Source organism: Planococcus sp. A6, assembly GCF_028823615.1.
Classification (GTDB): Bacteria; Bacillota; Bacilli; order Bacillales_A; family Planococcaceae; genus Planococcus.
The window spans coordinates 23,030-48,968 of record NZ_JAPEHT010000006.1 but is presented as its reverse complement, the minus strand read 5'-3'; the positions used below and the strand labels follow the sequence as shown (position 1 = coordinate 48,968).

General features: G+C 50.0%; 21 protein-coding genes and 3 pseudogenes. 6 read left to right on the top strand and 18 right to left on the bottom strand.

Translation table 11 applies throughout. From position 1 onward, the window contains the following. The coding region (locus ON064_RS01955) for a tryptophan 2,3-dioxygenase family protein (RefSeq protein ID WP_274623392.1) at positions 1-220 on the bottom strand (220 nt) is incomplete at its 3' end. A gap of 146 nt (positions 221-366) precedes the next feature. Here ON064_RS01955 and ON064_RS01950 point away from each other — a divergent pair. Continuing rightward, complete coding sequence (locus ON064_RS01950; RefSeq protein ID WP_274623391.1) at positions 367-885, top strand: YusW family protein; 519 nt, start codon at positions 367-369, stop codon at positions 883-885. Positions 886-930: 45 nt separating this feature from the next. Here the strand turns inward: ON064_RS01950 and ON064_RS01945 are convergent, their stop codons facing one another. From ON064_RS01945 to ON064_RS01930, 4 genes and pseudogenes are all read right to left on the bottom strand, one after another. After that, entirely contained in the window at positions 931-1,821 is an 891-nt protein-coding gene (locus tag ON064_RS01945; RefSeq protein ID WP_274623390.1) for a GNAT family N-acetyltransferase, read from the bottom strand. A 107-nt stretch (positions 1,822-1,928) separates the two neighbouring features. Then, complete coding sequence (locus ON064_RS01940; RefSeq protein ID WP_274623389.1) at positions 1,929-3,752, bottom strand: ABC transporter ATP-binding protein; 1,824 nt, start codon at positions 3,750-3,752, stop codon at positions 1,929-1,931. After that, positions 3,745-5,469: an ABC transporter ATP-binding protein gene (locus ON064_RS01935; protein ID WP_274623388.1), complete on the bottom strand. Its 1,725-nt coding sequence runs from the start codon at positions 5,467-5,469 to the stop codon at positions 3,745-3,747. Before ON064_RS01935 ends, ON064_RS01940 begins: the two co-directional genes overlap by 8 nt. A gap of 166 nt (positions 5,470-5,635) precedes the next feature. Further along, positions 5,636-6,518, bottom strand: a pseudogene (locus ON064_RS01930) (DMT family transporter). 267 nt (positions 6,519-6,785) lie between these two features. On the opposite strand from ON064_RS01930, the gene ON064_RS01925 reads away from it, so the two are divergent. Together ON064_RS01925 and ON064_RS01920 are read left to right on the top strand one after the other, a co-directional pair. Beyond that, the gene (locus tag ON064_RS01925) at positions 6,786-8,150 is read left to right on the top strand and encodes a sensor domain-containing diguanylate cyclase (RefSeq protein ID WP_274623387.1); all 1,365 of its coding nucleotides are present in this window, start codon (positions 6,786-6,788) and stop codon (positions 8,148-8,150) included. Next, positions 8,057-8,764 carry an EAL domain-containing protein gene (locus ON064_RS01920; RefSeq protein ID WP_274623386.1) on the top strand — a complete coding sequence of 236 codons (708 nt, stop codon included), beginning with the start codon at positions 8,057-8,059 and terminating at the stop codon, positions 8,762-8,764. Before ON064_RS01925 ends, ON064_RS01920 begins: the two co-directional genes overlap by 94 nt. A 670-nt stretch (positions 8,765-9,434) precedes the next feature. On the opposite strand, the gene ON064_RS01915 is transcribed toward ON064_RS01920, so the two are convergent. The 6 genes and pseudogenes from ON064_RS01915 to ON064_RS01890 all read right to left on the bottom strand — a co-directional run. Then, positions 9,435-9,902 carry a threonine/serine exporter family protein gene (locus tag ON064_RS01915; protein WP_101191415.1) on the bottom strand — a complete coding sequence of 156 codons (468 nt, stop codon included), beginning with the start codon at positions 9,900-9,902 and terminating at the stop codon, positions 9,435-9,437. Positions 9,903-9,914: 12 nt separating this feature from the next. Further along, on the bottom strand, positions 9,915-10,670 hold the full coding sequence (locus ON064_RS01910) for a threonine/serine exporter family protein (protein WP_058382863.1): 756 nt from the start codon (positions 10,668-10,670) through the stop codon (positions 9,915-9,917). A gap of 91 nt (positions 10,671-10,761) precedes the next feature. Then, entirely contained in the window at positions 10,762-11,901 is a 1,140-nt protein-coding gene (locus ON064_RS01905) for a zinc-dependent alcohol dehydrogenase (RefSeq protein ID WP_274623385.1), read from the bottom strand. 108 nt (positions 11,902-12,009) lie between these two features. After that, complete coding sequence (locus ON064_RS01900) at positions 12,010-14,148, bottom strand: beta-propeller domain-containing protein (protein ID WP_274623384.1); 2,139 nt, start codon at positions 14,146-14,148, stop codon at positions 12,010-12,012. A gap of 71 nt (positions 14,149-14,219) precedes the next feature. Continuing rightward, on the bottom strand, positions 14,220-15,122 hold the full coding sequence (locus ON064_RS01895) for a DHHA1 domain-containing protein (RefSeq protein WP_274623395.1): 903 nt from the start codon (positions 15,120-15,122) through the stop codon (positions 14,220-14,222). A gap of 69 nt (positions 15,123-15,191) precedes the next feature. Next, positions 15,192-15,410 (bottom strand): annotated as a pseudogene (locus tag ON064_RS01890) (alanine--tRNA ligase-related protein); the annotation flags it as partial. 82 nt (positions 15,411-15,492) lie between these two features. On the opposite strand from ON064_RS01890, the gene ON064_RS01885 reads away from it, so the two are divergent. Beyond that, on the top strand, positions 15,493-16,305 hold the full coding sequence (locus ON064_RS01885; RefSeq protein WP_274623383.1) for a diacylglycerol/lipid kinase family protein: 813 nt from the start codon (positions 15,493-15,495) through the stop codon (positions 16,303-16,305). Positions 16,306-16,469: 164 nt separating this feature from the next. Here the strand turns inward: ON064_RS01885 and ON064_RS01880 are convergent, their stop codons facing one another. Genes ON064_RS01880 through ON064_RS01870 form a run of 3 tightly spaced genes read right to left on the bottom strand, consistent with a single transcriptional unit; the run spans position 16,470 to position 20,338 of the window. After that, on the bottom strand, positions 16,470-17,660 hold the full coding sequence (locus ON064_RS01880; RefSeq protein ID WP_274623382.1) for an acyl-CoA dehydrogenase family protein: 1,191 nt from the start codon (positions 17,658-17,660) through the stop codon (positions 16,470-16,472). 15 nt (positions 17,661-17,675) lie between these two features. Next, a complete protein-coding gene (locus ON064_RS01875; RefSeq protein WP_274623381.1) occupies positions 17,676-18,842 on the bottom strand; it encodes a saccharopine dehydrogenase family protein in 1,167 nt (388 codons plus the stop codon). A 14-nt stretch (positions 18,843-18,856) separates the two neighbouring features. Then, positions 18,857-20,338: an aldehyde dehydrogenase family protein gene (locus ON064_RS01870; protein WP_274623380.1), complete on the bottom strand. Its 1,482-nt coding sequence runs from the start codon at positions 20,336-20,338 to the stop codon at positions 18,857-18,859. Between the two features lie 205 nt (positions 20,339-20,543). Between ON064_RS01870 and ON064_RS01865 the strand changes: the two genes are divergently transcribed. Then, positions 20,544-21,338 carry a MerR family transcriptional regulator gene (locus tag ON064_RS01865; RefSeq protein WP_274623379.1) on the top strand — a complete coding sequence of 265 codons (795 nt, stop codon included), beginning with the start codon at positions 20,544-20,546 and terminating at the stop codon, positions 21,336-21,338. Next, positions 21,331-21,459 carry a hypothetical protein gene (locus ON064_RS01860; RefSeq protein ID WP_274623378.1) on the top strand — a complete coding sequence of 43 codons (129 nt, stop codon included), beginning with the start codon at positions 21,331-21,333 and terminating at the stop codon, positions 21,457-21,459. Before ON064_RS01865 ends, ON064_RS01860 begins: the two co-directional genes overlap by 8 nt. 51 nt (positions 21,460-21,510) lie before the next feature. Here the strand turns inward: ON064_RS01860 and trhO are convergent, their stop codons facing one another. The 4 genes and pseudogenes from trhO to mbcS all read right to left on the bottom strand — a co-directional run bounded on the left by trhO (position 21,511) and on the right by mbcS (position 25,925). Next, positions 21,511-22,473: an oxygen-dependent tRNA uridine(34) hydroxylase TrhO gene (gene trhO, locus ON064_RS01855; RefSeq protein ID WP_274623377.1), complete on the bottom strand. Its 963-nt coding sequence runs from the start codon at positions 22,471-22,473 to the stop codon at positions 21,511-21,513. A 152-nt stretch (positions 22,474-22,625) separates the two neighbouring features. Then, the gene (locus ON064_RS01850; protein WP_274623376.1) at positions 22,626-23,576 is read right to left on the bottom strand and encodes a 2-hydroxyacid dehydrogenase; all 951 of its coding nucleotides are present in this window, start codon (positions 23,574-23,576) and stop codon (positions 22,626-22,628) included. Positions 23,577-23,622: 46 nt separating this feature from the next. Beyond that, positions 23,623-24,224: pseudogene (locus tag ON064_RS01845) on the bottom strand (DedA family protein). A 129-nt stretch (positions 24,225-24,353) separates the two neighbouring features. Beyond that, positions 24,354-25,925, bottom strand: coding sequence for an acyl-CoA synthetase MbcS (gene mbcS / locus ON064_RS01840; protein WP_274623375.1), 1,572 nt, complete (start codon positions 25,923-25,925; stop codon positions 24,354-24,356). Between the last annotated feature and the right edge of the window lie 14 nt (positions 25,926-25,939).

Sequence of the window (25,939 nt, the reverse complement as noted above, 5' to 3'; positions counted from 1 at the left end):
CCGCCGACAACTCATGCAAGATCAGCTTCATCCATAGTTCGGATACTTGATGGATGATGATGAAAAGCGATTCATCGTGGTGTCCGCTGACGCCGTCCTGTGCAGACAACAGCTTGTCGAGATGCAAATAATCACCGTAAGTCATGCTTTCCTTGAAATCCGTGCGGATATTTTGTTCGTTTGCAGCGGCGATATTCTGCCCGTTTTTGTATTTATCCATTTGAATGGCTCCATTCAAGCTCAGCTTATGCTCGACTCTGCTAGTGCTTCCTATCGTACGATACTTTTTTACATTTTTCATTGCTTACTCCCCATAATTTCGGGAATAGAACGGTAAACATAAATTTGAAAGGGAGTTTTTCTATTATGATCACCCATAAAAAAATGATCTTTCCAGTTCTTATCATGTCCGCTTCACTTGCCCTAGCGGCTTGCGGCGATGACGAAGAAGTCACGCAGCCTGTTACAGACGATGCTGCTGAAGAAACGACAGCACCGGAAGCGGAATCGACTGAAGATGCTTCTCCAAGCGGCGGAACTGAAGGAACTAAGGACGGCGAAACATACGGATTCACTGACTTGTCCGTTGAGGTCGATATGCCTGACCAAGATGACGCCCTAGACCTCAGCTACGAAGAAGAGCGCGGCCAGGTAGAAGCCGAATATGAGAACACAGTCGACGGTGTTGACCTGACAGGCGATGAAGCTTTCAATGAAATGGAACAAGGCATGTCCCAATTAAACTTAACCCCTGACACACCGGATGATGAAGTCATCAGTCAAGTTGTCGAAGCTTTCGGTATCGATCCTGGCTTCAAGAAAATTGAAATCGAAATAGACTATGCAGACGGCTCCGATAAAAACTACGAACAAACAAATCAATAAGCACTAAAGTATAACTGTCCGGCGGGTTTATCGCCGGGCAGTTTTTTATTGCAGCGGGCGCTGCCAATAGGAAATGGTCGATAACCTTGTAAAGCCCGCCTTTTCATAAACCGGCCACGCCACATTTTCCGTTTCCACTTCGACCAGCACACGCGCCAATTTTTTCTGATGCGCTAAATGCCGCGACCACTTCAGAAATGCTTGGCCATAGCCTGATCGCTGGGTATCCGGTGACACTGCGAGCGCTGTCACCCACAACGCCTGGTCTTCACTGCTCAATGTAGCCGTCGCCACGAGCTCGCCCTCCTGCCGCATCAAATAAACATGGCGCTCCGTATCTTCCAGGTTGTGCTCAAGCACCGGAAGAACAGATTCATCAAATGCCGCGCGCAGAAGATCCACCAATTCGCGTGAATATTGCTCTTCGTACGGAATAATTTCGACCGTTTCAGCAAGTTGGTACGTAGAAAGCGGTTGCGCTTCAAACTGCAATTCCTGGAAAGTACAATGATAGCCGAGTCCTTCTAACCAGCTATCTGATGCGCTATGTTCCGTGAATGCCGCGAGTTCACTTTCCGCCCCGCGCTGTACGAGGGAATGCTGCACGCCGTCAGCCAAAGCTGTTGCCAGCCCAAGGCGGCGGTAATCCGGCGAGACAAATGCCGACCATTCGTAATGATGCAAGCCGACCAAATCCGCTGCCGCCGCACAGGCCACCAGCTCTCCGCTATCGGTGTAAGCGAGCACCGCAAATCCTTTTGCGAACTGTTTTTGCCATAATTCACTTTGCAGCAAGGTCCGGCACTGTTCCGGCTCGCCGTCAATCAGCCGCTCCATTTCCCCGGCAGTCTCCGCATCCAGCGGAAACGACGCAATCGACAGGGACAATTCCATTTCCATCCCGCCTTCCTTTTTCTTCTTATCATAACCGCCCAAAGCGCTTGCCGCCACCTGATTCCCGAAATTAAGGTTTCTTCCCGTGGCTCTTCATTTCCATTAAAAAAGCAGAAGCCGGGATCTCCCCGCCTTCTGCTTAGTTTTCGTTATAATTTAGCATCTGCCAGCATGGTGGCATACAAGCCGCCTTTTTCCAGCAATTCGTCCTGGCTGCCTGATTCGACCAATTTGCCGAGTTCCATGACATAGACGAAATCCGCCTTCCTCACTGTATTCAAGCGGTGAGCGATGACAAAACTCGTGCGCCCTTCCATAAGGCGTTCAAGTGCTTCCTGGATTTTCAGCTCTGTCACGGTATCAATCGAACTTGTCGCTTCATCAAGCAGCAAGATGACCGGATCAGCGATGAGCGCGCGGGCAATCGACAAGAGTTGCTTTTGCCCTTGGCTGATCATCGAACCGTCGCCAGACAGCACCGTATCGTAGCCTTCCGGCAGTTTGGAGATGAAGTCATGGGCATTGGCTTTTTTCGCCGCTTCCACCACTTCTTCGTCACTCGCATCAAGCTTGCCGTAGCGGATATTGTCGCTGACTGAAGCTTCGAACAGGAACGGGTCCTGCAAGACGAAGGCAATCTGCTTGCGCAAAGTTTCTCGCGGCATCGCCCCGATTGGCGTTCCATCGATGCGGATCTCCCCTTCATCGACATCGTAAAATCTCGCCAAAAGCTGCATGACGGTCGTTTTGCCTGCGCCTGTCGCACCAACAAATGCCGCCGTCTGCCCGGTTTCCACCGTAAAGCTCAGATTACGGATCGTCCATTCTTCTTCCGCGCCTTCGTATTTGAAGGACACATTATTGAATTCGACTTTTCCTTCAAGCCGCTTATCGGCATTGTTTTTCGTATCGTCTGCTTCTTCTGCTTCGTCCATGATGGCAAATACGCGTTCAGCCCCCGCAATGGCCGAGAGCACCGTGTTGAATTGGTTTGCCAAATCGTTCAACGGGCGCGTGAACTGTCGTGAATACTCAGTGAAGATAACAATCACACCAATGGTGACCGAGCCGTTCAAGGCGAGCAATCCGCCGACACCTGCAACGAGCGCGAAACTGCCATTGTTCAGGAAGTTCATCACTTTCGGAATGAATCCGGCATACGTCCAAGCCCAGAAGCCGGTGCGGCGGAGTCGTTCGCTTTTGACGAGGAACTCATCCATGACGCGGTCTTCCTGGGAAAAGGCTTTGACGATTTTCTGTCCCGAAATGGTTTCTTCGATCATGCCGTTCAGATCCCCGACCGCTTTTTGCTGTTCTTTATACAAAGGGCCCGTACGTTTTGTGATCCAGCGAACGGCCCAATACATAATCGGGATGATGATAAATGTCAATACGGTGAGGAGCGGGCTGAGAAACACCATCACCACTGCCGTCCCGACCAGCGTCAAAATGCTCGAGAACACTTGAATGAACGAGGTGTTGAGCGTCGACGAAACGTTTTCGATATCATTGGTCATACGGCTCATCAATTCGCCGTGCTGGCGCTTATCGAAAAACGACACCGGCAAGCGTTGCAGATGGCCAAACAGCCCCGCGCGCATTTGATAGATGACTTGCTGGGCGATGCCGACCATCCAGTAGTTCTGCAAATAGAGAGAAACCGAATGGAGCACATAGACCATGATAAGCCAGCCGATGATCATGCCCATGCCTTCAAATGCACCCGGCACAATATAGGTATCGATGATATAACCGATCAAAAGCGGCCCGAGCAGTGCCATCGCAGAACTGATGAACACAAGCGTCAGGACGATGATCAATAGCGTCCGTTGTTCGTCGACCAGCTTCCAGATTCGCAGCAAGGTGGACTTCCAGTTTTTCGCGCGTTCATTCTTTTTATCGGGGGATTTCTTTAAATCTTCTTTCGTCAATACCGGCTCATAGCCAAAAGGCCGGCGGATTGCATTAAACATATTCATCCACCTCCTCCGCTTGCTGGGACAGCGCAATTTCACGATACAAAGAAGAGCTATCCAGCAATTCCTCGTGAGTGCCGTAAGCTGAAGCGATGCCATCCTCCAACAGCAGGATGCGGTCTGCACGCATCGCCGTCCGCACTTTCTGCGTCACCAGCAGTGTCGTCGCTTGTTCTTTGTCGAGCTCGGCCCACAGTGCAGATTCGGTCTTCACATCAAGCGCGCTGGTACTGTCATCGAGAATCAAGATCGCCGGTTTGCGGACCAATGCCCGTGCGATTGACAAGCGCTGCTTCTGGCCGCCGGATAAATTGACGCCCTTTTGGCCGACGCGCGTTTCATAGCCTTTCGGGAATCGCTGGACCGTCTCGTCAATTTGGGCTTTTTCTGCGGCCTCTGTAAGTTCCGGAAGCTCCGCATGCTCTTTGCCCCAGGACAGGTTATTGGAAATGCTGCCGGTAAAGAGCATCGACTGCTGAGGCACAAGCCCGATCGTCTTGCGTAGTTCCTGAAGGTCCCACTCGCGGACGTCACGGCCGTGCACCGATACGCTCCCTTCTGTCGCTTCGTAGAATCTCGGAATCAGCTGCAATAAAGAAGTTTTTCCGGATCCCGTGGCGCCCATAATGGCCAGTTTCTCGCGTGGCGCCAGTTCAAAGCTGATGTTTTCAAGCACTCTTCGCGAAGTGCCCGGATACGTAAAGGACACATCGTCAAAACGGACAGTCCCTTCTCTAACCGGCACAGTTGCACCATTCGATTCTTCGCCGCCATCATCCGCCAAAAGGATTTCTTCAATGCGGCCAGTAGATGCCATGGCACGCGCAAACGCCATAATGATGAATGAGAACATCGAAAATGCGCCGGTCATACGCATCGCGTAATTGACAATGGCGACCAATTCACCGATTTGCGCGTCTCCGCTCCGGATCTCAAAAGCCCCAAACCAAACAACCGCGAGTAGAGACACGTTCATGCCGAACAGCAGGATCGGCAAGATGATTTCCATGATGCGGAATGCTTTGACCGTATCGGTCTTGAGCGCACCCGCCACTTCCGAAAAGCGATTCGCTTCATACTTGCCACGCAAATAGGCTTTGATCAGCCGGACCGCCTGCAGGTTTTCCTGTACCATGCGGTTGACTTTATCAAGCCGCTGCTGCACAAAGCTGAAATAGACGACGCCTTTTCGTACCATGACATACAAAAATGCCAATAAAATTGGAAAGACGATGATCAAATAAATCGCCAATTGTGCATTGACGACAAACGCCATGATCATGCTGCCGATGACAAGCAACGGCGCGCGCAGCATGATGCGCAAGCTCATATACAGCACTTGCTGGATCAGCTGGATATCACTCGTCAGCCGTGTGATGAGGCCTGATGCTGGAAATTTATTGAACATCGCCAGCGAGAAAGACTGGACGCGCTCATAAACTTTGCGCCGGACATCAAAAGAGAAGCTATGGGATACATGGGAAGCGAAATATGAATTGGCGACACCCGATAAAAAAGCGATTAATGACAAGCCCATGAGCACAAGCCCCAAGCGAATGATCGTATCCTGGTCCCCTGCCACGATGCCGTCATCGATGATGCTCGCAATGACCAATGGCTGCAAAAGCTCGACGACCAACTCCAAGAGCATCAAGAACAAAGCGACGCCGATCAGAAATGAATATGGTTTGGTATAAGAAAAAACGGTTTTCATAAGGGTGCCTCCTGAACATTTCGAAACTCGAACTTTATTTAAAACTAGTATGCCATAATTTTCAGATATCAGGTAGAGATATCCCTTTTTTTGTCATGCATTATAATGAATCTTTTTTGCTTTCGAAAATGAAAAAGGCACGCAGCATTTTGCTGCATGCCTTTACTCAAGAGCGGTCATCGGCAGTTTTTTCACTGCCCGCAAAAGATAGCCAAGTGACGAAGACCAACATGAGAAAAGCTCCACCGATTTGCAATGGGGATAGAAAATGGCCGAACCAGACAAGCGAAATGACCATCGCCGTCAATGGCTCCATCGCGGATAAAATGCTCGTCTCTACAGGCGAGATGAATCGCATGCTGCTGAGAAACAGCACAAATGCCATCGTGCCGACCACAATAATCGCGATGATCGCCAAAATGAGCGTCGGGTCTGCCAATAGCTCCCATTCATCCGACAGGAAAATCGGATTGATGAGCCCTAGAAAGATGCCGCCGAACAGCATGGACCAGCCGACAACGAGCAAGACGCCCCATTCCTGCATCAGCCTGGCCGGATAAAGCGTGTAGAATGTAAAAGCCAAACCGACCAGAACGCCCCAAAACAAAACGCCCGTCCGTCAACAATAAAAATAAGCCAGCGAGCGTACCGACCATGCCGAGCACTTGATAGACCGGCGGCCATTTGCGAAGGCGCATGGAAATGAAAACAATGACATAGACAGGTGCCAGAAACTGCATCAATGTGGCAAAGACTGCATTGCTCGTATCGATCGCTGCGACGAAACTGTATTGGACACCGAGCATGCCGGCTACTGAAAAGATCAATAAAGGACGCGTCCATATCTTTTGCCGAAAAATCGACGTCACCTGCACCTGCTTCATTTTCAAGAACAACAGCAGCACGATGCCAGCGACAATAAGCCGAATAGTCAATAGAAAGGACACAGTGATCGGGTAGACGTCGAGCGTCCATTCCATGAGCGGCCCGGTCGCTCCCCAAAGCATCGCCCCTATCAGTATCATGGATACTCCCTTTAGCCGTTCCATTCGCCAGCACTCCTTCCATTTAACAAAGCCAATCCGTGACGAATTGGCTAATTCAGCTGTTTTTATCGTTAGAACCCTTTGTAATCGGGACAAATTGGTTGTTTTCCTCAATTTTCAATCGAATCATGCCTATTCTCTCACGAGTGGGTTAAAAAGGATAGTATGGTTTCTGTGCTAAAATTCCCGTATTATATTTTTGTAAAGTGGTGACGAAAGACCTTTTCTTCTTTATAATGAAAGTACAAAACGGTTAAGGAGCGTCAGTTAATGAGTGAAAAGCAGGATTTTTTGGCACAAACCCTAGCATATAACCATATTCCCTTCCCCATCATCATTTTCGATCAAGAAGGACTCATCACTTGGTTCAACGGGCATGCCGAACGCATCTTTCAACTAAATACAGAGACCGCTAAAGGCCAGCCCTTTTCCTATATGAATCCAGAACAAGCCGCACTCCACAAGCAGCCTTGGGAAATGCTGTTGGAAAGCACAAACCCGGTCCGGTTTGAGAACATGGAAATCGGCCTTGGCAGTGGCGGGCAAAACTATTCTACGGTCGTCACGAAAGCGTTCACATCGCATGGCGAGCGTTTCCTTCTGACCATCTATGAAATCGATGATAGCGTAAGCGCTGGCTCAGCCGCAAGGGAACTAAGCCACCTTCGCCATGGGCTGGATGATTCGTTCATGATGACTTATTTCGACCAGGAGTTCCTGGTCACTTACGCGAACCCCCATTTCCTCAAGCTCAGCAAATGGACCCCGAAACGCGTACTCGGCAAACCTGTCTGGCAGATGTTCCATGACAGCGAAGAAGACCTCGAGTTTGTTGATTCGATCCTGGAAAGCTTGAAAGATGGACATGTATGGAACGGCGAAGCGAAAAAAGCGACAAAAGATGGTGAAACTTATTGGGTCGACTTGACGGCGATTCCCATGCAATTATCAGAGGAGGATGCGTATTACATCTTCCTTGAAAAAGACATCACGGAAACAAAGCATGCCCAAAAGCACCTGGAGGAAATTGCTTTTATCGACCCGATTACAGGGCTTGAAAACCGCCACCGCCTTGAGCAGGCCGTCGCGGAACACATCAAGGAAGGCCGCCATTTCTCTTTCCTGTTCCTCGACATCGACCGCTTTTACACCTTGCGTGATGTATCGGATACGGATACGGAAAATGAATTGCTCATCGAATTCACGAAACGCTTGCGCATGTATTTCTCCGATTCATTGATTACACGCGCAGGGCTTCATGAATTTGCGTTGATCACGCCATTGCCGAACTGGTTCATCGAAGGCTTCCTGCCTTATTTGCAGCAGCACCCGATCTATATCGGCGGCACGGCAGTTCCCTTGACCGTCAGCGGCGCCATCACGAAATACCCGGAAGATCAGCAGAGCTTCGTCCACTTGATCAAAGCTTCCTATGCGACAATCAAGAAAGTCAAAGACCGCGGTGGCAGCGCCATTTCCACGTTGACGGCAGACGACCACGTAAACGCCTTGTCCATGCACTGGACCGGAAAAACCTGCAATTGTTGTATCAGCCACAAGTCAATCTCTCGACTGGCAATGTCGAAAGCGTCGAAGCGCTCGTCCGCTGGAATGACGATGAAATCGGCGTCGTGACGCCTGATGAACTCATTCCGATTGCGGAAGAAAATGGCATGATCCATGAAATCGGCAGCTTCGTGTTGGAGACCGCTTGTGCACAGCTGAAAGATTGGAAAGCAAAAGGGATCAATTTGCGCATCAGCATCAACTCCTCCATCCGCGAATTCCGCGATAAGGATATGGCGAGCATGCTGATCGAGCAAATGAAGGCAAATAATTGCGATCCCCATTCCTTGATGATCGAGATTACGGAGAAGTTCGCGCTTGAAGCGGAAGCGGAACGCCCGATCATGCAGCAAATGAACCGCCTGAACCAGCAAGGCGTGCAATTTGCACTCGATGATTTCGGGACAGGCTATGCTTCTTTCCGTTATATGCTGTTATTGCCGATTTCCTCATTGAAAATCGACCGGACCATCATCCAGTCGATCACGAAGCAGGAAAAAATGCAGAAAATGATTAAAGGCATGATCCAGTTCGGCAAGTCACTTGATTTCCAAGTGATCGCTGAAGGCGTCGAAACGAACGAGCAGCTGGAATTGCTTCGGGTGATGGATTGCAATAGCATCCAAGGCTATATCATCAGCCACCCGATGAACGCCCAGGAACTCGAAAAATGGTTAAAATAATCTCTCTCCCCCAGACTGCGGAAATTCCGTGGTCTGGGTTTTTTGTTCTGTTAGGATTGAAAACTTAGTATAGGAATTTAAAATTATTGGAGTTCACATCATACGGATATCCGCTGCCTTGCTTGGGGTTGGCCTTTAGCCACAAGACAGGAAGAACACCTGTCTTGCTGCGTCGGCTCACCCTGTGCGCCCGGCAGCTTATACATTTCACTGATTGTAAGGTGTTTACGGGAATCTGCTTTTTTACAAGTTGCTGGCTAGTGGGGAAATCGCTTCCCGGGGTTCGTGTCGGATAGTGGATATTTAGAAATTTGGAGTTCGCATCACACGGATATTCGCTGCCTCGCTTTGGGTTGGCCTTTGGCTACAATGAATTGGCGAAAGTAAATTGAGCCAATTCATCTGCGATGCTTGAGCGTAGCAAAAGTTGAGCAAGCCGGTTCATACGATTATTGGGTGCAGCTTTTCTCCTACTGCGTCGGCTCACCCGTCGCGCTTGGCAGCTCATATATTTCGTTGATTGCAACGTGTTTACATGGGTCTGCTTTTTTACAAGTTGCCGGCTAGTGGGGAATCGCTTCCTGGGGTTAGTATCGGATTGAGGCGTTATTGTCAGATCCTGCACAAAAAAACAGGCCGCCCACAAATGAGGCTGCCTGTTCGTTATGGATTATTCCTGTGTAAAGCCCATTTTTTTCTGAGTCCGTCTTGCTTGATGCTTGAAATATAATTGCATGAGCACTTCCGCGAACACCAGGCCCATGGCGATGGCACCCGAAATCATCAATGCCTGTACAGCGAAATCGACCGCTTCCATGTAATCATTCTCTACGATATTGCGCATCGCATTGTATGCACGGCTTCCAGGAACGAGCGGAATGATGCCGGCGACACTGAAAATGATCATCGGCATTTTAAAGATCTTCGCCAAGATGTGCGCAACGATCGCGACAATAAAGGCGCCGGCGAAGGTTGCTTGAATCGGGTCATCAAACATGAGGAAATAACTCCGGTAGAAAAGCCAGCCGCTCATCCCGACAAGCCCGCAACTGATAAGCGTCTTTCTTGGGATATTGAAAATGATGCCGAATGCGCCGGCTGCCAAAAAACTTAGAAACGCCTCCAAAGGCCAGTTCATTCGATCTCCTCCTTAAAATGACAATACGATAGCGATGCCGGCCCCGATGGCGAATGCCGTCAGAAAAGCTTCCGCACCCATCGATAGGCCCGATACAAAATGGCCGGCCATCATGTCGCGGACGGCGTTGGTGATCAGCAAGCCGGGCACCAGTGGCATGACCGAACCGATGATGATCGTATCGGGATCGTTCCCGAATCCACTATTCACAACGAGCACCGCTAAAGTACCGATGGCGACCGCTCCGATAAATTCCGCGAAAAACTTGACCCTTGTTTTCACAAGTACCATTTCCACAATATAAAATCCAATTCCCCCGATGACAAAAGCGAACGGAATGTCCGCCCAGCCACCGCCCATCAAAATCAGGAAGCAGGCACTGGCAACTGCAGCTGCGAGCACTTGCAGCCACAGAGGGAACAAGTAATGGTTTTTTTCGATTTCCGTCATTTCTTCATACGCCTGCTGCAATGTCAGCTGGCCCGCCACGAGACGCCTCGATACGGCATTGACACGTGCCACCCGTTCGAGGTCGGTACGGCGCCCATGGATGCGGACAAAGCGCGTCGGCAAATCATTGCTCGGGGAAAACATGATGCCCGCTGGAGTCACAAAGCAATGGGAATCCATCATATTTTGCGAAACCGCCATCCGGATCATCGTATCTTCCACCCGGTATGTCTCCGCGCCGCTTTCCATCATGACTTTTCCGGCCAATAGAAAACAATCCAGCGCAAGTTCTCTTCTGACTTCCGATATTTCGGCCATCTGGTCTCCCCCCTTTTTCTTCTGTACCATCATACCGCAGGCAAGGCAAAATTAAAACGCTCCGGTTACCGGAGCGTTTCATCGGCATATTTTATGGTTTCAAAATGACTTTGGTACACTCGTCTTCGTGGTCGTTGAAAATCCGGTACGCTTCACTCGCTTGATCGAGCGGCACGATGTGTGAAATGATTTCACGCGGATCGAACTCGCCTTTTTCGATCTTGTCGAGGAGCATCGGCATCAAATGGATGACCGGCGCTTGCCCCATCTTCATCGTTACGTTGCGTTCGAACAAATTGCCGAGTGGGAATTGATTATAGGTCAATCCGTAGACCCCCGTCAATTGGATGGTCCCGAATTTGCTGACGGCATCTTTCGCGATATCGATCGCGCTTAGCGTCCCGCCTTGCAGCATCAGCTTTTGCTGAACGGCTTCCGCAGTCGATTTCTTGCCGTCCATTCCTACACAATCAATGACAACTCGTGCGCCGCCTTTTGTGATTTCGTGGATCAGCGCCCCCGTATTATCATGCTGGCTGAAGTCAACGATTTCCACATTATTCATCTTTTTCGCTTTTTCCATCCGGTACGGCAATTCATCTACCGCAATAACCCGTGCCGCCCCTTTCATCCAGGCAAACTTCTGGGTCATGAGGCCGATTGGTCCGCAGCCGAGAACGACGACCGTGTCGCCTTCTTTGACGCCTGCGTTCTCGACGCTCCACCAGGCTGTCGGCAGTACGTCTGACAGGAACAGGACCTGTTCATCTTCGAGCTCTGAAGATTCTGGAATGACCAATGGCATGAAGTTAGCGTAGGGCACGCGCAAATATTCAGCCTGTCCGCCTGAATAATCGCCATAGCGTTCCGTCAACCCGAAATAGGCACCCGTATCAAAATGGGGATTGCCGTTTGAATTGTCGCATTGGCTTTCCATCTCGTGTGAGCAATAGAAGCACTGGCCGCAGCTAATATTAAATGGAAGGACGATTCGGTCGCCTTTTTTCACTTTGGTGACGTCTGGTCCCGCTTCTTCGACAATGCCCATCGGCTCATGGCCGATGACGGTATTCTTGGTGGTAGGCAATGCCCCTTGATAGATATGCAGGTCTGTACCGCAAATGGCGGTGGAAGTTATTTTTACGATGATGTCATCACGTTTTTGGAGTTCCGGGTCTTTGACTTCTTTGACTTGCATATCTTTCGTTCCTTGAAACGTTACTGCCTTCATGTTTTTCCCTCCCGTTTATTGATGTCAGAATATTTCTGTTATTCCCTCTTTCTGTCAGTGCAAACGTATCGGATCTCTTTAGAAGAGATCCGCTCTTATCCATCATTTTTATTGCAGGGGCAATGTGCCAAGTGGTTCGAAATCCGACAAGCTATAGCTTCTGACTTCAGTATTCCCCACTGTGTACAAGGCGTCTTTTGCATAAGCCAGGCGCTGGATCGATGTATTCCAGTCTTCATAGGGCTGGTCGGATGCTTGGGTCAAATCGGCTGATAGCTCGATTCCTTCTGGGGTGATCGAGTAAATTAAAGCCCCTTCTGCCTGAAATTCGATATACTCCATGCCGTCTCCTTTATAGATCGATACCGGAAAACCGAATAAGCTTTGCTGTTCATTACGGAATAAGGCTTTGTGGTCGTATTGCAAAGCAGAATAGGTCCCAGGGCCGCCGATGATTTCCGTATCGGTTTCCTTGGGATCCCCCATATCGCTGACATCGAACAGCGAGATCTTCATCCCGCCCGTCACGATGCGCGGCTCGCCGCCCCCTTTGACTGGCTCGATTTTTGTATCGTAGCCAAACCCGATCAAATGCTTGTCATCAAGCGGATGCAAGTAATTAGAAAATCCAGGAATTTTTAATTCACCCAATACTTCTGGAGCGGCAGGATCTGAAACGTCGATCGCAAACAGCGGATCGGTCTCACGGAAAGTCACCATATAGGCTTTACTGCCGATAAAGCGGACCGAGTAGATGCGTTCGCTTGGCGCCAAGTTTTCCACTGAACCAACTTGTTCCAATCGTTCGTTCAAAATGAACAGGTGGTTTTTCGGTTCGGAAGCCGGTGTCCAGGCGACTCCTTCTGTTGTCGCCAAACGGAAATGGCCTTCGAATTCATCCATTGAAAACTGGTTCAATAGAGACCCTTGCACACGGGCCGAAGCGATAAATTCCACCGAGATGCCGTCCAAGCCGAATTTGAAGATTTCTGTATCCGCTTGTTGCGGCACCCAAAGCGCAGTATCTTCAAACTCTCCTTCAGCCGTCTCAAACGCAGAAGCCGTCAAATAGAGATGCTGTTCGTTCATATACATTTGTTCATTGCCGCCTAAAAAGCCTTTTGTAGAAATTTCGTTTGAAGCGGGTGCTTCCAGGCTAACGGAGGTGATGACGCTATAGCTCCCTTCCATCGTTCCCGGCAGGATGGTCAAGTCGTCATAAGGCAGGGGTTCGAGCTCCCCGCCTTGCGCGGAATCGAATAATCTTGGACGCAGTTCGATATCAGGCTGCTCCTCCAATATCCAGTAATTCGGAAACACATTACTGACATAATACAGGATACCATTTGATAGCCTCGCATTATTGAATGTGCCTTCATTGCCAAATTCGCGGATCAGCTCCGGGTTCTCAGGTGAAGTTACATCATAGAGAAAGACAGCTGTGATGCCGGAATAAGGCATAAAGCTTTCCATTTCCGCATCTCCTTCGGTTTCCATGAGCGAAAAGCGGCTTGAAATGACGGCAAGCGTATCGCCGGATAAGAATAATTCCTCTGGATACGTTTCCCCGTCAAACTCCAAGACTGCTGCAAGCTCCATGTTTTCCGGGTCTCTGATATCGGAAATCATCACACGCGATTCGCTGACGGAATATAAATAATCGCCATCCGTTTGCACAATATCCCCTTCATCAATGCCTTCGACCTGGTTATTTGTGGACGAATGTTCGCCGCCTCCCATTCCGCCCGACTCGCCTGATGCACTGTCCTCCGCTTCTTCCACTCCTTCACCGAAGCCGCGGTAAAACGGATTGTCTTTTTGGAGATTCAGCAATCGCGTAAAATAAGTACGTAGTTCCTCTTCCCCCGCCAGGTTTTGGACTTCGTCTTGTATCGTGAACTCGAGTTGGTTTGTCGAAAGGCTTTTCAGGAAACTGCTCGATAAGGCAGATTTGGTGACATGAAGCGTATAGTCTCCGCTTGCGATGTCCGGAATTTCAAGCGTCCGGCCGCCATTCGCCAACTGCATATCGAGATCGAGCTTTTGGCCATCTGCACCCGTAAGGTAAACGGCGCCTTTTTCGATCGCATCCGCATCGAGCGGCGCTGAGAAATTGGCCCGCCAGCCGGATTCAGAAAGGGCTGTGGAGGATCCGCTGATGGCTACATTTTCTGTCAGCATAACAAAAGCTATACCTGAAAATACCAAAAGAATCGCCGCTATCCACCAGGCTCTGCTCCATTTCACGAACATCACGACCTTTCCCGTGCCATTTACCCATTAGACCCTTTACGCCTCCAAAAGGTTACAGCTTACGTTCAGCCATTCGCATGAATTTCGTTGAAAATTTCCTGGAAGCGTTCGAACGGCTCTTCTGTATTGCCGCCGCCTTGCGCAAGTGCAGCGGTTCCGCCACCCTTGCCATCTGTTTCTTGAAGCAAGCGTTTCAAGGTCTCTCTCATATCGGCGGAAGATTCATTGCCGCGGGCACATACTAACCGTATGCTGCCTTCTGTGTGTGCTGCAAACAACAGGCAGACAGACGGGTATTCTTCAGTCGCCAGGCGCGCCAGCTGCTGCAATTCCTTGACGGGCCGGTCGCCGAAATTCCGGATCGCGACGCCCCCTTCCGGCGTTAACGCTTTTGCCTCTGCCAGCAGAAGCTGTTTTTTCAACTCCACTATTTCCTTGTCGGCCGCAATTTTCTCTGATAATAAAGCATCTGCCGCTTGCACCAGTTCAGCGACCGGGGCATTCAGTTTCCCGATCAATGCATCGCTCGTGTCGCTCAATTTGCTGAAATGTTCGAGCGCTCGCTCTCCACATAGAAAATAGAGACGCGTGCCGCCTTTCGCTTTTTCTGTCCCAAGAATTTTCAACAGCCCGATTCCCGCGGTATTGTCAGGATGTGTGCCGCCGCATGCATTTAAATCGATGCCTTCCATTTCCACCAGGCGGATGTCGCCCTTGACAGCGGGCGGCTTCCGGAGATGCAATTGCTCGAGCTCCTGTTCATTTACGAAACGCGTACGGATTGGCAAATGACTTTGAATAATCCGGTTGGCTTCAAGTTCCACTTGCCGTAATGTTGCCTGGTCGATGGATGCTTGATGCAAATCGATCGACACCCGCTCTTGTCCAAGATGAAAACTGGTGGTCCGGTAGCCATGGCGATCTTCCAATAACGCGCTCAAAAGATGCTGACCGGCATGCTGCTGCATATGGTCCCATCTTCTTTGCCAATCCAGCGCCGCCTTGTATTCGCCAGGCTCTAGCTGCCGGTCCAGGTAATGGCGAATTTCCCCGTCACGATTTTGCACATCGAGCACTGCGGCCGTCCCGATCATTCCGTGGTCTGCCGGCTGCCCGCCCCCTTCTGGATAAAAGCAAGTCTGGTCGAGTACTGCATACTGGCCACTTTCATCTATTGCCGATTCGGTCACGTAAACTATTGTTTCCTTTAAATATGAATCGTCGTAATATAATTTTTTCGTCATATGAGCACTCCTTTTTACGGAATTCCGCTGATGCGTTTACTGGCCCTTCATTAGTGGAATGGTTGAGTAATGATGAAGAATGGAGGACTTACGCATGGCCGGATTCACGCATTCCGTATTATTGTATAATGCCGAAGCAGGTGCGTCCACGTTAGATGCGGTCATGGGATTGGCTGTGCCGCAACTAGCCGCATCTTCGAAAACACTGGAACTGATCAAGACCGACTCCCCGGAAGAACTGGAATCGGTCTGCCGTTCCGCCGCCGAACGCGCCGACGCATTATTTGTCGCAGGCGGCGACGGTACAGTCCATTTGGCTGCACATGCACTGAGCTCAATCGACAACCCGCCTCCCCTCGGCATCTTGCCGAGCGGAACGTGCAACGATTTTGCGCGCACGATGAACATTCCTTTGTACCTTGACGAGGCAGCAAAAAGTCTAAGCCAAGGCGCAATGCAACAAGTCGACACGGCGACTATCAACGAAGGGACGTTTTTGAACTTCGCAGGTATCGGCTTGATCACAGACGCCTCCTTCAATATCGACCCCGATTTGAAGGAACGCTATGGCAAGCTCAGCTATTTCATGAGCGCGATGCAGTCGATGAGACAAGCAGAACCGTTTAATGTGTCACTGGTGATCGACGGGCAAGCATATGAAGAAGAAGCCGTTTTGGTGCTAGCCATGAACGGAAAATCCATCGGCACCCATTTATTTCCGATGCAAAGCATCGACCCCGCCGATGGGCTGTTGGATATTTTCATCATCCAAAGTTCGTCATTCGCCGCTATACGCGAATGGTTTTCATTATCCAAACCCAATCTTACTGCAGAAGACCTTGAGCACATCATCCATCTGCAGGGACGAGAAATCGACATTCGCACAGAAGACACCGGCATCGATTAATGTCCAACCTGGAAAACTCAATTTGCTTGTCCCGAAAGAAGAAGATATTTTTACGTAAAAAAACTGCCGGATACTACTCGGCAGTCGGTTGAAGGAACGGGCTTTACTCCCGTTCTTTTTATTTTTTTGAAAAGAAGTCGAACTTCTAGGCGCGGAATCCAGCTTTACCCGAATGGCCAGGCAGGCAGCATGCGGTTCAATTCTTTGTCTTCCCGTTTGCCGAGTACATAATCCGCCTGCATGATTGTATGGATTTCCCGGGTGCCTTCGTAAATGACCGGCGCTTTGGAATTGCGCAGGTAGCGAGCGACCGGATAATCATCCGAATAGCCGTAAGCCCCGTGGATCTGCACTGCGTCGTCCGCCGCTTTATTGGCAAAATTGCACGCCTGCCATTTAGCGAGCGAAGTTTCACGCGTATTGCGCTTGCCGCTGTTCTTCAATTCGCCCGCCCGGTAAACGAGCAAGCGGCTCATCTGGTAGCCCGCTTCCATATTGGCGAGCATTTGCTGCACCAGCTGGTGCTCGCCGATCGGCTTGCCGAAGGTCGTGCGCGTCTTGCAATAATCCAAACTTGCTTCCAAACAGGCCATCATCAAGCCGCATGCGCCTGCAGCGACCGTGAAACGGCCATTGTCGAGTGAAGCCATCGCAATCTTGAAGCCTTCTCCTTCTTCCCCGAGCCGGTTACCTGCCGGGATGCGCACATCTTCCATGAATAATTCGCCTGTATTGCCGGCACGTATGCCGTATTTCCCTTTGATCGCCTTGGAAGAAAAGCCTTCACGGTCACGTTCTACGATGAAAGCGCTGATTCCTTTATGCGATTTCTCTTTATCAACATAGGCAAAAACGAGGAAATGATCCGCTTGGTCACAGAGTGAAATCCAGGTTTTCTGGCCGTTCAGCACATAGTCGTCTCCGTCGCGTTTGGCGGTCGTCGAAAGCGCCGCCACGTCCGACCCGGCTCCTGGCTCTGTTAGCCCGAACGCGCCGATTTTTTCGCCTTTTGCTTGCGGCACCAAAAATTTCCGTTTTTGCTCTTCTGTGCCCCATTGTAGAAGCGATAATGAATTCAGGCCGGTATGGACAGAAACGGCCGTGCGAAATGTGGTGTCGCCACGCTCCAGCTCTTCGCAGACAATGGCCAGTGCATTATAATCCATGCCGCTTCCACCGTATGCTTCCGGAATACACACGCCCATCAAACCGAGATCGGCCAAGCGCTTCCAAATCGATTCTGGAAAATGTCCCTCTGTGTCCCAGTCTTTTATATGCGGCATTATTTCTTCATCAACAAACTTCCGGACGGTTTTGCGCAGCATCTTTTGTTCTTCGCTATGTTCAAAATCCATGCTGTTCCCTCCTTGCTAGTTGTAATGCGTTGCCCGCTGTACTGTTTCGTGAATGTTTACACCGCGCTGCTTCATTTCCGCGATGTATTCAGCACCCGGCACAATCTGCTCCGGTGGATAGACGCCGTGTTTTTGGATACGCCCATCCGCAATCATCTGCGCGACAACAGAAATGCTGTAGGCCGTGGCCTGCGCCATCGCCGTCACACCGGTTGACTCGTCGCGAATGGTCACCATTTCATATCGGTATGTGCATTCCTCTTGCTCTTTCAAACCGGAAACTGTGACGCGCAAAAGCACCGCATCTTTCTCGTCGCCAAGTTCTGTAATCGGCTCGAGCACTTTCAGCAGCACTTCGCGGAGTGACACTTCATGCCCGCCGGCGGTCACTTTTCCTTCACGGTTCGTCAAGCCCAATTCGACGAGCAAACGGAACTTTTCGGCATGCCCCCGGTAGCGGATCGTTTTGTATTCCAGTGAATCCACATCGTGGAACGTCTTCGTCAAGGTCGATGTGCCGCCTGATGTATGGAATGCTTCCAACTCATTGAACCCTTCGAACGCGATCGGCTCGATTTCCGATAGCGACTCGACTTCTTCCAGTTCTCCACCACGGATGACGTGCGACGGGTCCGTGTAATGGTCGAAAACGCCTTCGAGTGAGAAAACGTGTTTGTATTCGAGAGGCGGTTCCGGATGGAGCGGAATGCCTCCAACATAAATGCGGATCGATTCGACCTTGTCCAACTGGCTCGCACCACACCCGGTTAAAATATTGATCATCCCAGGTGCCACGCCAAGATCCGGAATGACGGTTACGCCTTGACTGGACGCTTGCTCGTGCATGGCGAGCACCTTATCCGTCGCGCCACCGATATGCCCGCCGAGATCGACGGAATGAACCCCACATTCGATGGAAATTTCTGCCACTTTCTCATTAAAGGTATAGAACAGCGCATTGATCACGACATCTGCCTGTGAGATGACTTGCTTTAGTTCGTCATCACGGCTTGCATCCATCTTAGCGATTTCAAGCCGCGGATCGTCCAATTGCCGGCGGAACGCTTCCGCTTTTTCCGTGGTCCGGTCCGCCAGAAACACTTTCTCCACCTGCTCATTGCGAAGTAAATCACGCGCTGCTTGTTTCCCCATCAATCCAGCTCCGAGTACCGCAAATTTCATCTCCGCCGCCCCCTTTATGCTTCGTTGTCGATCTGTGCCCGTTGCAATTTGCCGCTGAAGTCCACATAGACGCTTTTCCATTCGGTAAAAACATCGAGTGCCGCGACGCCTGAATCGCGATGGCCATTGCCGGTGCCTTTCGTACCGCCGAACGGCAAATGGATTTCAGCCCCAGTTGTTCCAGCGTTGATGTAGACGATTCCTGTATCAAGATCGCGCTGCGCTTTGAATGCCCGGTTGACATCCGCTGTGAAAATTGAGCTCGACAAGCCGTAAATGACGCCGTTGTTCACTTCGATCGCTTCTTCAAAACTTGCAACTTCAATCAAGGAAATGACCGGCCCGAAAATCTCTTCCTGTGCAATACGCATTCCTGGCGTTACACCCGCAAACAATGTCGGTGCGTAATAGTTGCCTTGATCGTAATGGCCGCCCGTTAAAATTTCGCCGCCCCTGACGAGTTCTGCGCCTTCTTCTTTGCCGATTTCAATATAAGAATGGATTTTCTCCAACGCTTTCTTATTGATGACCGGCCCGATTTTAACGGATTCATCCATGCCGTCGCCAATCGTCAATTTGTCCATCTTTTCGAGCAGACGCTGCTGCAGCTGTTCTTTGACATCCCGATGGACGATGACACGGCTGCAGGCGGTGCAGCGCTGGCCAGCTGTGCCGAATGCACTCCATAAAATACCGTCGACTGCGAGGTCCAAATCCGCATCGTCCATAACGATGACCGCGTTTTTCCCGCCCATCTCAAGAGATACTTTCTTCAAATGGCGACCGCCTAGTTCTGCTACTTTACGTCCTGTATCCGTCGAGCCCGTAAATGAAATGACCCGGATATCACGGTGCTCGATCATCGCCGTCCCGACTTCTGAACCGGAACCGAAAACTATGTTCGCAACACCATCCGGCAGGCCGGCTTCCTTGAAGATTTTGGCCATTTCATAAGCCATCATTGGCGTTTCAGTCGCAGGTTTCCAGATGAATGTATTGCCCGCCACGATCGCTGGGAAAGATTTCCACGTTGCGATCGCCACAGGAAAATTCCAGGGGGTAATGAGCCCAACGACACCGATCGGCGCACGGACACTCATTGCAAATTTATCCGCAAGTTCCGAAGGCGTCGTCTCGCCAAATAACCTTCTGCCCTCACCTGCCATATAAAACGCCATATCGATGCCTTCCTGAACCTCGCCACGGCCTTCTTCGATCACTTTCCCCATTTCTTTCGTCAGTACTGCCGCGAGCTGTTCTTTCCGTTGTTTCATCAAGCGCCCGATTTCATATAGATAATCCGCTCGTTTCGGTGCCGGGACAAGCGCCCATTTTTTCTGGGCTGCTTTAGCTGCTTTCACCGCTCTCTCTACATCTTCGGCAGTTGACCGCTGTACCGCTGCCAACTCTTCGCCTGTTGCCGGGTTGATGACAGGCACAAAATCAGCGCCTACCTCCTGCTGGAACTCCCCATTTACAAAATTCGTCAGTTTCATCGAATTACCCCTTTCCGCAATGAATGTAAACGCTTTCACTATTTACTCTATTCCCTACAAAACGGAAAACTCCTACATGCTTTCATAACTTCCTTCCATAACTTTGCAAAGTCGGTCATATTCGGGCGCCTTTGCAATAAAATTACCCGGAAACGGTTGACACTGACCATTCGTCATAGTCTAATCAAGAGTAGAGGTGATTGAAATGTACAAAGTACAAGAAGTGGCAAAAATCGCAGGCGTCAGCGTACGGACACTGCACCATTACGACAGCATTGATTTAATGAAACCGAGCAATAAAGGATCGAACCGATACCGCTATTACAGCGATGACGACTTGAAATTGCTGCAACAAATCCTATTCCTTAAAGAACTCGGATTTTCATTGAAGAAAATCCAGGAAATCATAAAAAATGGCTATGATGCAGAATATGCCATGGCGCGCCATATCGAATTGCTTGAACAGAAAAAATTCCGCATTGAGCAATTGATCGATAACGCACGCGCAACACAAGAAGAGTTTTCATCAGGAGAACCCCTCAGCAACGGACAGCGCTTTTCTGCGTTCTCCCTCCGTCATACGCCGGATCGCATCGACTTGTACCAGAAGCCCGAAATTGAAGTATCCGTCAAGGACGACCTTGAAAACATCAAGGAAGAGACTTCTGTCCTGGAAGCTTCGGAACCCGAGGCAGCAAAACCACAGAAAGAAGCCGAGAACCTGGAAGAAATCGACCGTGAAGCGAACCGCATCTACAGCGCTGTTGCCAGCCTTATGGATTTACCGGTCGATGCACAGGAAGTCCAGAAAGAAATGGCCGCGTATTACCATCTGCTTGACCGCTTCTATGAATGCACGCCGAATATGTTCCGCAATTTGGCCAATCTTTATGCGAACGACAGCCGCTTTTCGCGGACCATCGACCAGCACGGCGACGGTTTATCCGACTATCTGAAAGACGCGATGCACGTGCACGCGAATGCCTTGCAGCATGCGTGAACTCATTGGCCCTTGCAGTAACTGTGGCAAAGATGTCTATTGCCGCGATGGATTTTTGGACGGTGTCTATATCGACGGCGAATTGATCTGCCACGATTGTGCAGAAGAACTAGAAAATTAATCCATAAAGAAAAGCCTGAACGGATAATGCCGTTCAGGCTTTTTGGGTTACTTATGATTGTGCAGTTTCTTTTAATGCATCCAGGCGCTGTTTTACTTCTTCGCCAGTCAAACCATGCTCAAAAGCATAGCGGTTACGTGGATGCTCGCGGCATTCGTCTGAACATGAACGCATGTATTTGTGCTCGTTTTCTTCTGAAGCCAAGATTTTCGCATTGCATTCAGGGTTCGCACAGTTGACGTAGCGCTCGCAAGGCTCACCCGTGAAATGGTCTTTCCCGACAATTGTGTGTTCGACACGGTTGACCGGCACGGCGATGCGCTCATCAAAGACGTACAATTGCCCGTCCCAAAGCTTACCCTGTACTTCCGGGTCCTTACCGTACGTGACGATGCCGCCGTGAAGCTGGTTGACGTCATCAAAACCTTCGCGTTTCATCCAGCCTGAGAATTTTTCACAGCGGATGCCACCTGTGCAATAGGTCAGGATTTTCTTGCCTTCGAACTGCTCTTTGTTTTCACGGATCCATTCCGGCAAATCACGGAAGGTTTCAACGTCGGGACGCACCGCGCCGCGGAAATGGCCCAAGTCGTACTCGTAGTCATTGCGTGCATCGATGACCACTGTATCCTGGTCTTGCATGGCTTTATAAAATTCTGCCGGCTCCAAATAATTGCCGGTCAATTCATTTGGGTTAATATCTTCTTCAAGTCCAAGGTGGACGATTTCATTTTTAGCACGGACGTGCATTTTTTTGAAAGCATGGCCATCTGCTTCGTCGATTTTAAAGACGATGTCAGCAAAGCGCGGATCGCTCTTCACCATATCCATGTATTGTTCAGTTTGCTCGATCGTGCCGGAGCATGTGCCGTTGATTCCTTCGTCCGATACGAGAATGCGGCCTTTCAATCCGATTTCCTTACAGGCAGCTAAATGCTCGGCAGCGAACTCTTCGGGATTTTCAATCGGGGTGTATAGATAGTACAGTAAGACATTATGTGTATGATTTTGCATGAATCATACCTCCTGATTTTCGATTTGGCACATTTCCTTGATACAGGAAAAACCTAGCCTATTTTACCCCAACGCGCAAAAAAATTCAACATTCCTTGAAGCTTCATCCCCGAATGCATATAAAAACAGCCCCGCTTTACGGGACTGTTTTTTCAGCACACCCGGTTCTTGACGGGTTTGCTGTTTGCGCAAGCTTGCAGCGCTTCTTTGTTCAATTGCATCATCGCATAGCGCGTCTGCACCGTTGCGCTTCCGATATGTGGCGTAACGGTCAAATTGTCGAGCGTTTGAAGCGGATGGTCCAGCGGCAGCGGCTCTTGTTCAAACACATCAAGCCCCGCTCCCCATATGGATTTATTCTTCAAGGCTTCATAAAGGGCCTGTTCATCGACAATCCCGCCTCTGCCGCAATTGATGAGAATCGCAGTGTCTTTCATCAAGGATAGCTCACGTTCGCCGATCATGCCTTTCGTTTGTTCGGTAAGCGGCGCAAGGATCACAACGAAATCGGAACGCTTCAGTAAATCATCAAGTTCCGCATATTGGGCTTCTTCCAGGCTTTTGCGCGTCCGGTTATGATAGATGACTTCCATATTGAAGCCTTGCGCCCGCATGCACACCGCTTCCCCGATGCGTCCCATGCCGACAATTCCGACAGTGGTGCCGTGCACGTTCTGGCCAGTCAATCCCATCGGCGTCCAAGCTTGCCATTCGCCGTTTCTCACTGTCTTTTCCGCTTCGACCAAGCGGCGGGCCGTGGCCAGCATCAAAGCAAATGTTAAGTCAGCCGTTGTTTCAGTCAAGACATCTGGTGTATTGGTGACGATTACTTTATGTTCTCTCGCTGCATCGAGATCGATATTATTATAACCGACTGCCAAATTCACGACGATTTTCAAGTTCGGCGCCGACTCGAATAGCTCGCGGTCGATTTCATCGCCGAGCATTGTCCAAAGCGCCTTCGCTTCCTTCGCTTCTTCAAGCAATTTTTCACGCGGCGCATTGCGTTCCTCTTCGGGCCACATGCGCACTTCGTAGACATCGTGCAAATCCGCTACTGCCTGTTTCGGCAATTGCTGGGTAATGAATAAAATCGGTTTCATGAAACTCCTCCACCCTTCTCCTGATTAACTTTCCTATTGTAAAGAATCACTGTCCTGCGCCGCGCCTTTTCTTAAACAACCAAAACCCGACGATGGCACCGATAATGAGCAAGGCATAGACGATATTCGAATAAATGCCCAATTGTTCCAGGATTTCTTCCCGGTTCTCCCCGACCGCCCGACCGATATAGACAAGCACAGTGTTCCAAATCAAGGTGCCGGCTGTCGTAAAAGCCAAGAATAAAACGAACTTCATATTGGACATGCCTGCTGGAATCGATATGAGGCTGCGGACAAGCGGAATCAGCCGACCGATGAATACGGCAAAAACACCGAAGCGATCAAACCAGCGATCTGCTTTGTAAAGGTCTGCTTTTTTGAGGCGCAGCCAATTGCCGTGTTTGCCGATAATTTGCTCCAGCCGTTCAACATCCAACAAAAGCCCGAGCCCATAGAGCATGAAACCGACCCTGCCGTGGCTGACAGGATGACTCCCCACACAGTGAGGGTGGTCGTCGATGTCATAAATCCCCCAGCCGTCAGAACTACTTCAGAAGGCACCGGCGGAAAGACATTCTCCAACAAAATAAGCAGGAAAATCCCGAAATAGCCGTAATTTTCCATTACCGATGTAATCCACTGTTCCATATGCTGCCCCCTCAAAACACACCCGGACTCCCAAGTTCCTTCATGTCCGTCTACCTATATATATTGACGAAAGCAGGACATCTTAAACAGCATAGAAAAAGCCGCGCTTGTTTCAGCGCGGCTTGCTTTTTAAGCGTTCATCTTACGCAATTCCACGCGGCGAATCTTTCCGGAAGTCGTTTTCGGGAGCTCCGTCAAAAATTCGATGACACGCGGGTATTTATAAGGTGCGGTGATTCCTTTGACATGGTCCTGCAATTCCTTGACCATCGTCTCGTCCTGCTTGCCGCCATCTCTCAATACGACAAATGCCTTGACGATATTGCCGCGGATTTCATCCGGCGCTGCTACGACTGCACATTCCTGTACGGCTGGATGTTTCATGAGCGCATCTTCCACTTCAAACGGCCCTATTGTATAGCCAGAAGAAATAATGATGTCGTCGCTGCGGCCCTCGAACCAGAAATAGCCATCTTCATCGCGTGAAGCCTGGTCACCGGTCAAATACCAATCGCCGCGGAACGAAGCTTTCGTCCGTTCCGGGTCCCGGTAATATTCACGGAACAGCGCGGGACAACTTTTGTGTACGGCAATATCGCCGACTTCTCCTGGCGCGGCTGGCTGCCCGTCTTCGTTGATAATATCAACCGGATTTCCTGGTGTCGGTTTGCCCATGGAACCGGGTTTCATGTCCATGTCCTGCAAGATGCACACAAGCAAGGTGTTTTCTGTCTGTCCGTAGCCATCACGCACATTCAATTGGAAAGCTTCCTGGAAAGCATCGATCACTTGGCGATTGAGCGGCTCTCCAGCAGAAACTGCACTGCGCAGATGAGGCAATTTATAATCGTTCAGGTTTTCGACTTTGGCCATGATACGGTATTCAGTCGGTGTACAGCACAGCACATTGACTTTTTCTTCCTTCAGAATATCCAAATATTTCAGTGCATCAAACCCGCCATTATAGACGAGCGCCGTAGCCCCAAGCGTAATCGTCGAAAGGAACGGGCTCCAAATCCATTTTTGCCAACCTGGAGCTGCCGTTGCCCAAACGATGTCGCCGCTTTGCACGCCGAGCCATTCAGTCGCAGCCGTCCGGACGTGCGCGTAGCCCCAACCGTGTACATGCACGACACCTTTCGGGTTGCCGGTCGTTCCGGAGGTATACGATAGAAACGCCATGTCTTCACGATTCGTGTCGACTGCTTCAAATTCTTCTGATTCTGCAGAAGCCAATTGTTCCAGTGACTGCCATCCCTCTTCTTTTCCGCCGACAATCAATTTATTGTCCAGCGCAGCGTATTTCTCATCAATGGAATTCGTTTCGGCTGTCGTTTTAAAATGTGCGATAATCGCTTTTGCGCCAGAATGCTCCATGCGGTAGCTCAAGTCTTTTTTGCGCAGCATTTCAGAACACGGAATCGCGACTAGCCCTGCACGCAAACACGCCAAGTACGTAATATACGCTTCCGGAATACGCGGCAGGATGATCAATACGCGATCTCCCTTTTCGAGCCCTAATTTCATGAAGGCTTGTGCATATTGATTCATTTTGGAGAAAAGATCCTGATATGAGAGTTCGAGACGGTTGTTATCCGCATCGAACCAGCGAACCGCAATCCGTTCGGTATCATTTTTGTATGCTTCCAACTCGGAAGTAATATTGTATTGTTCAGGTGCAATCAATTGTTCCACATTCATCTAATTTCCTCCTT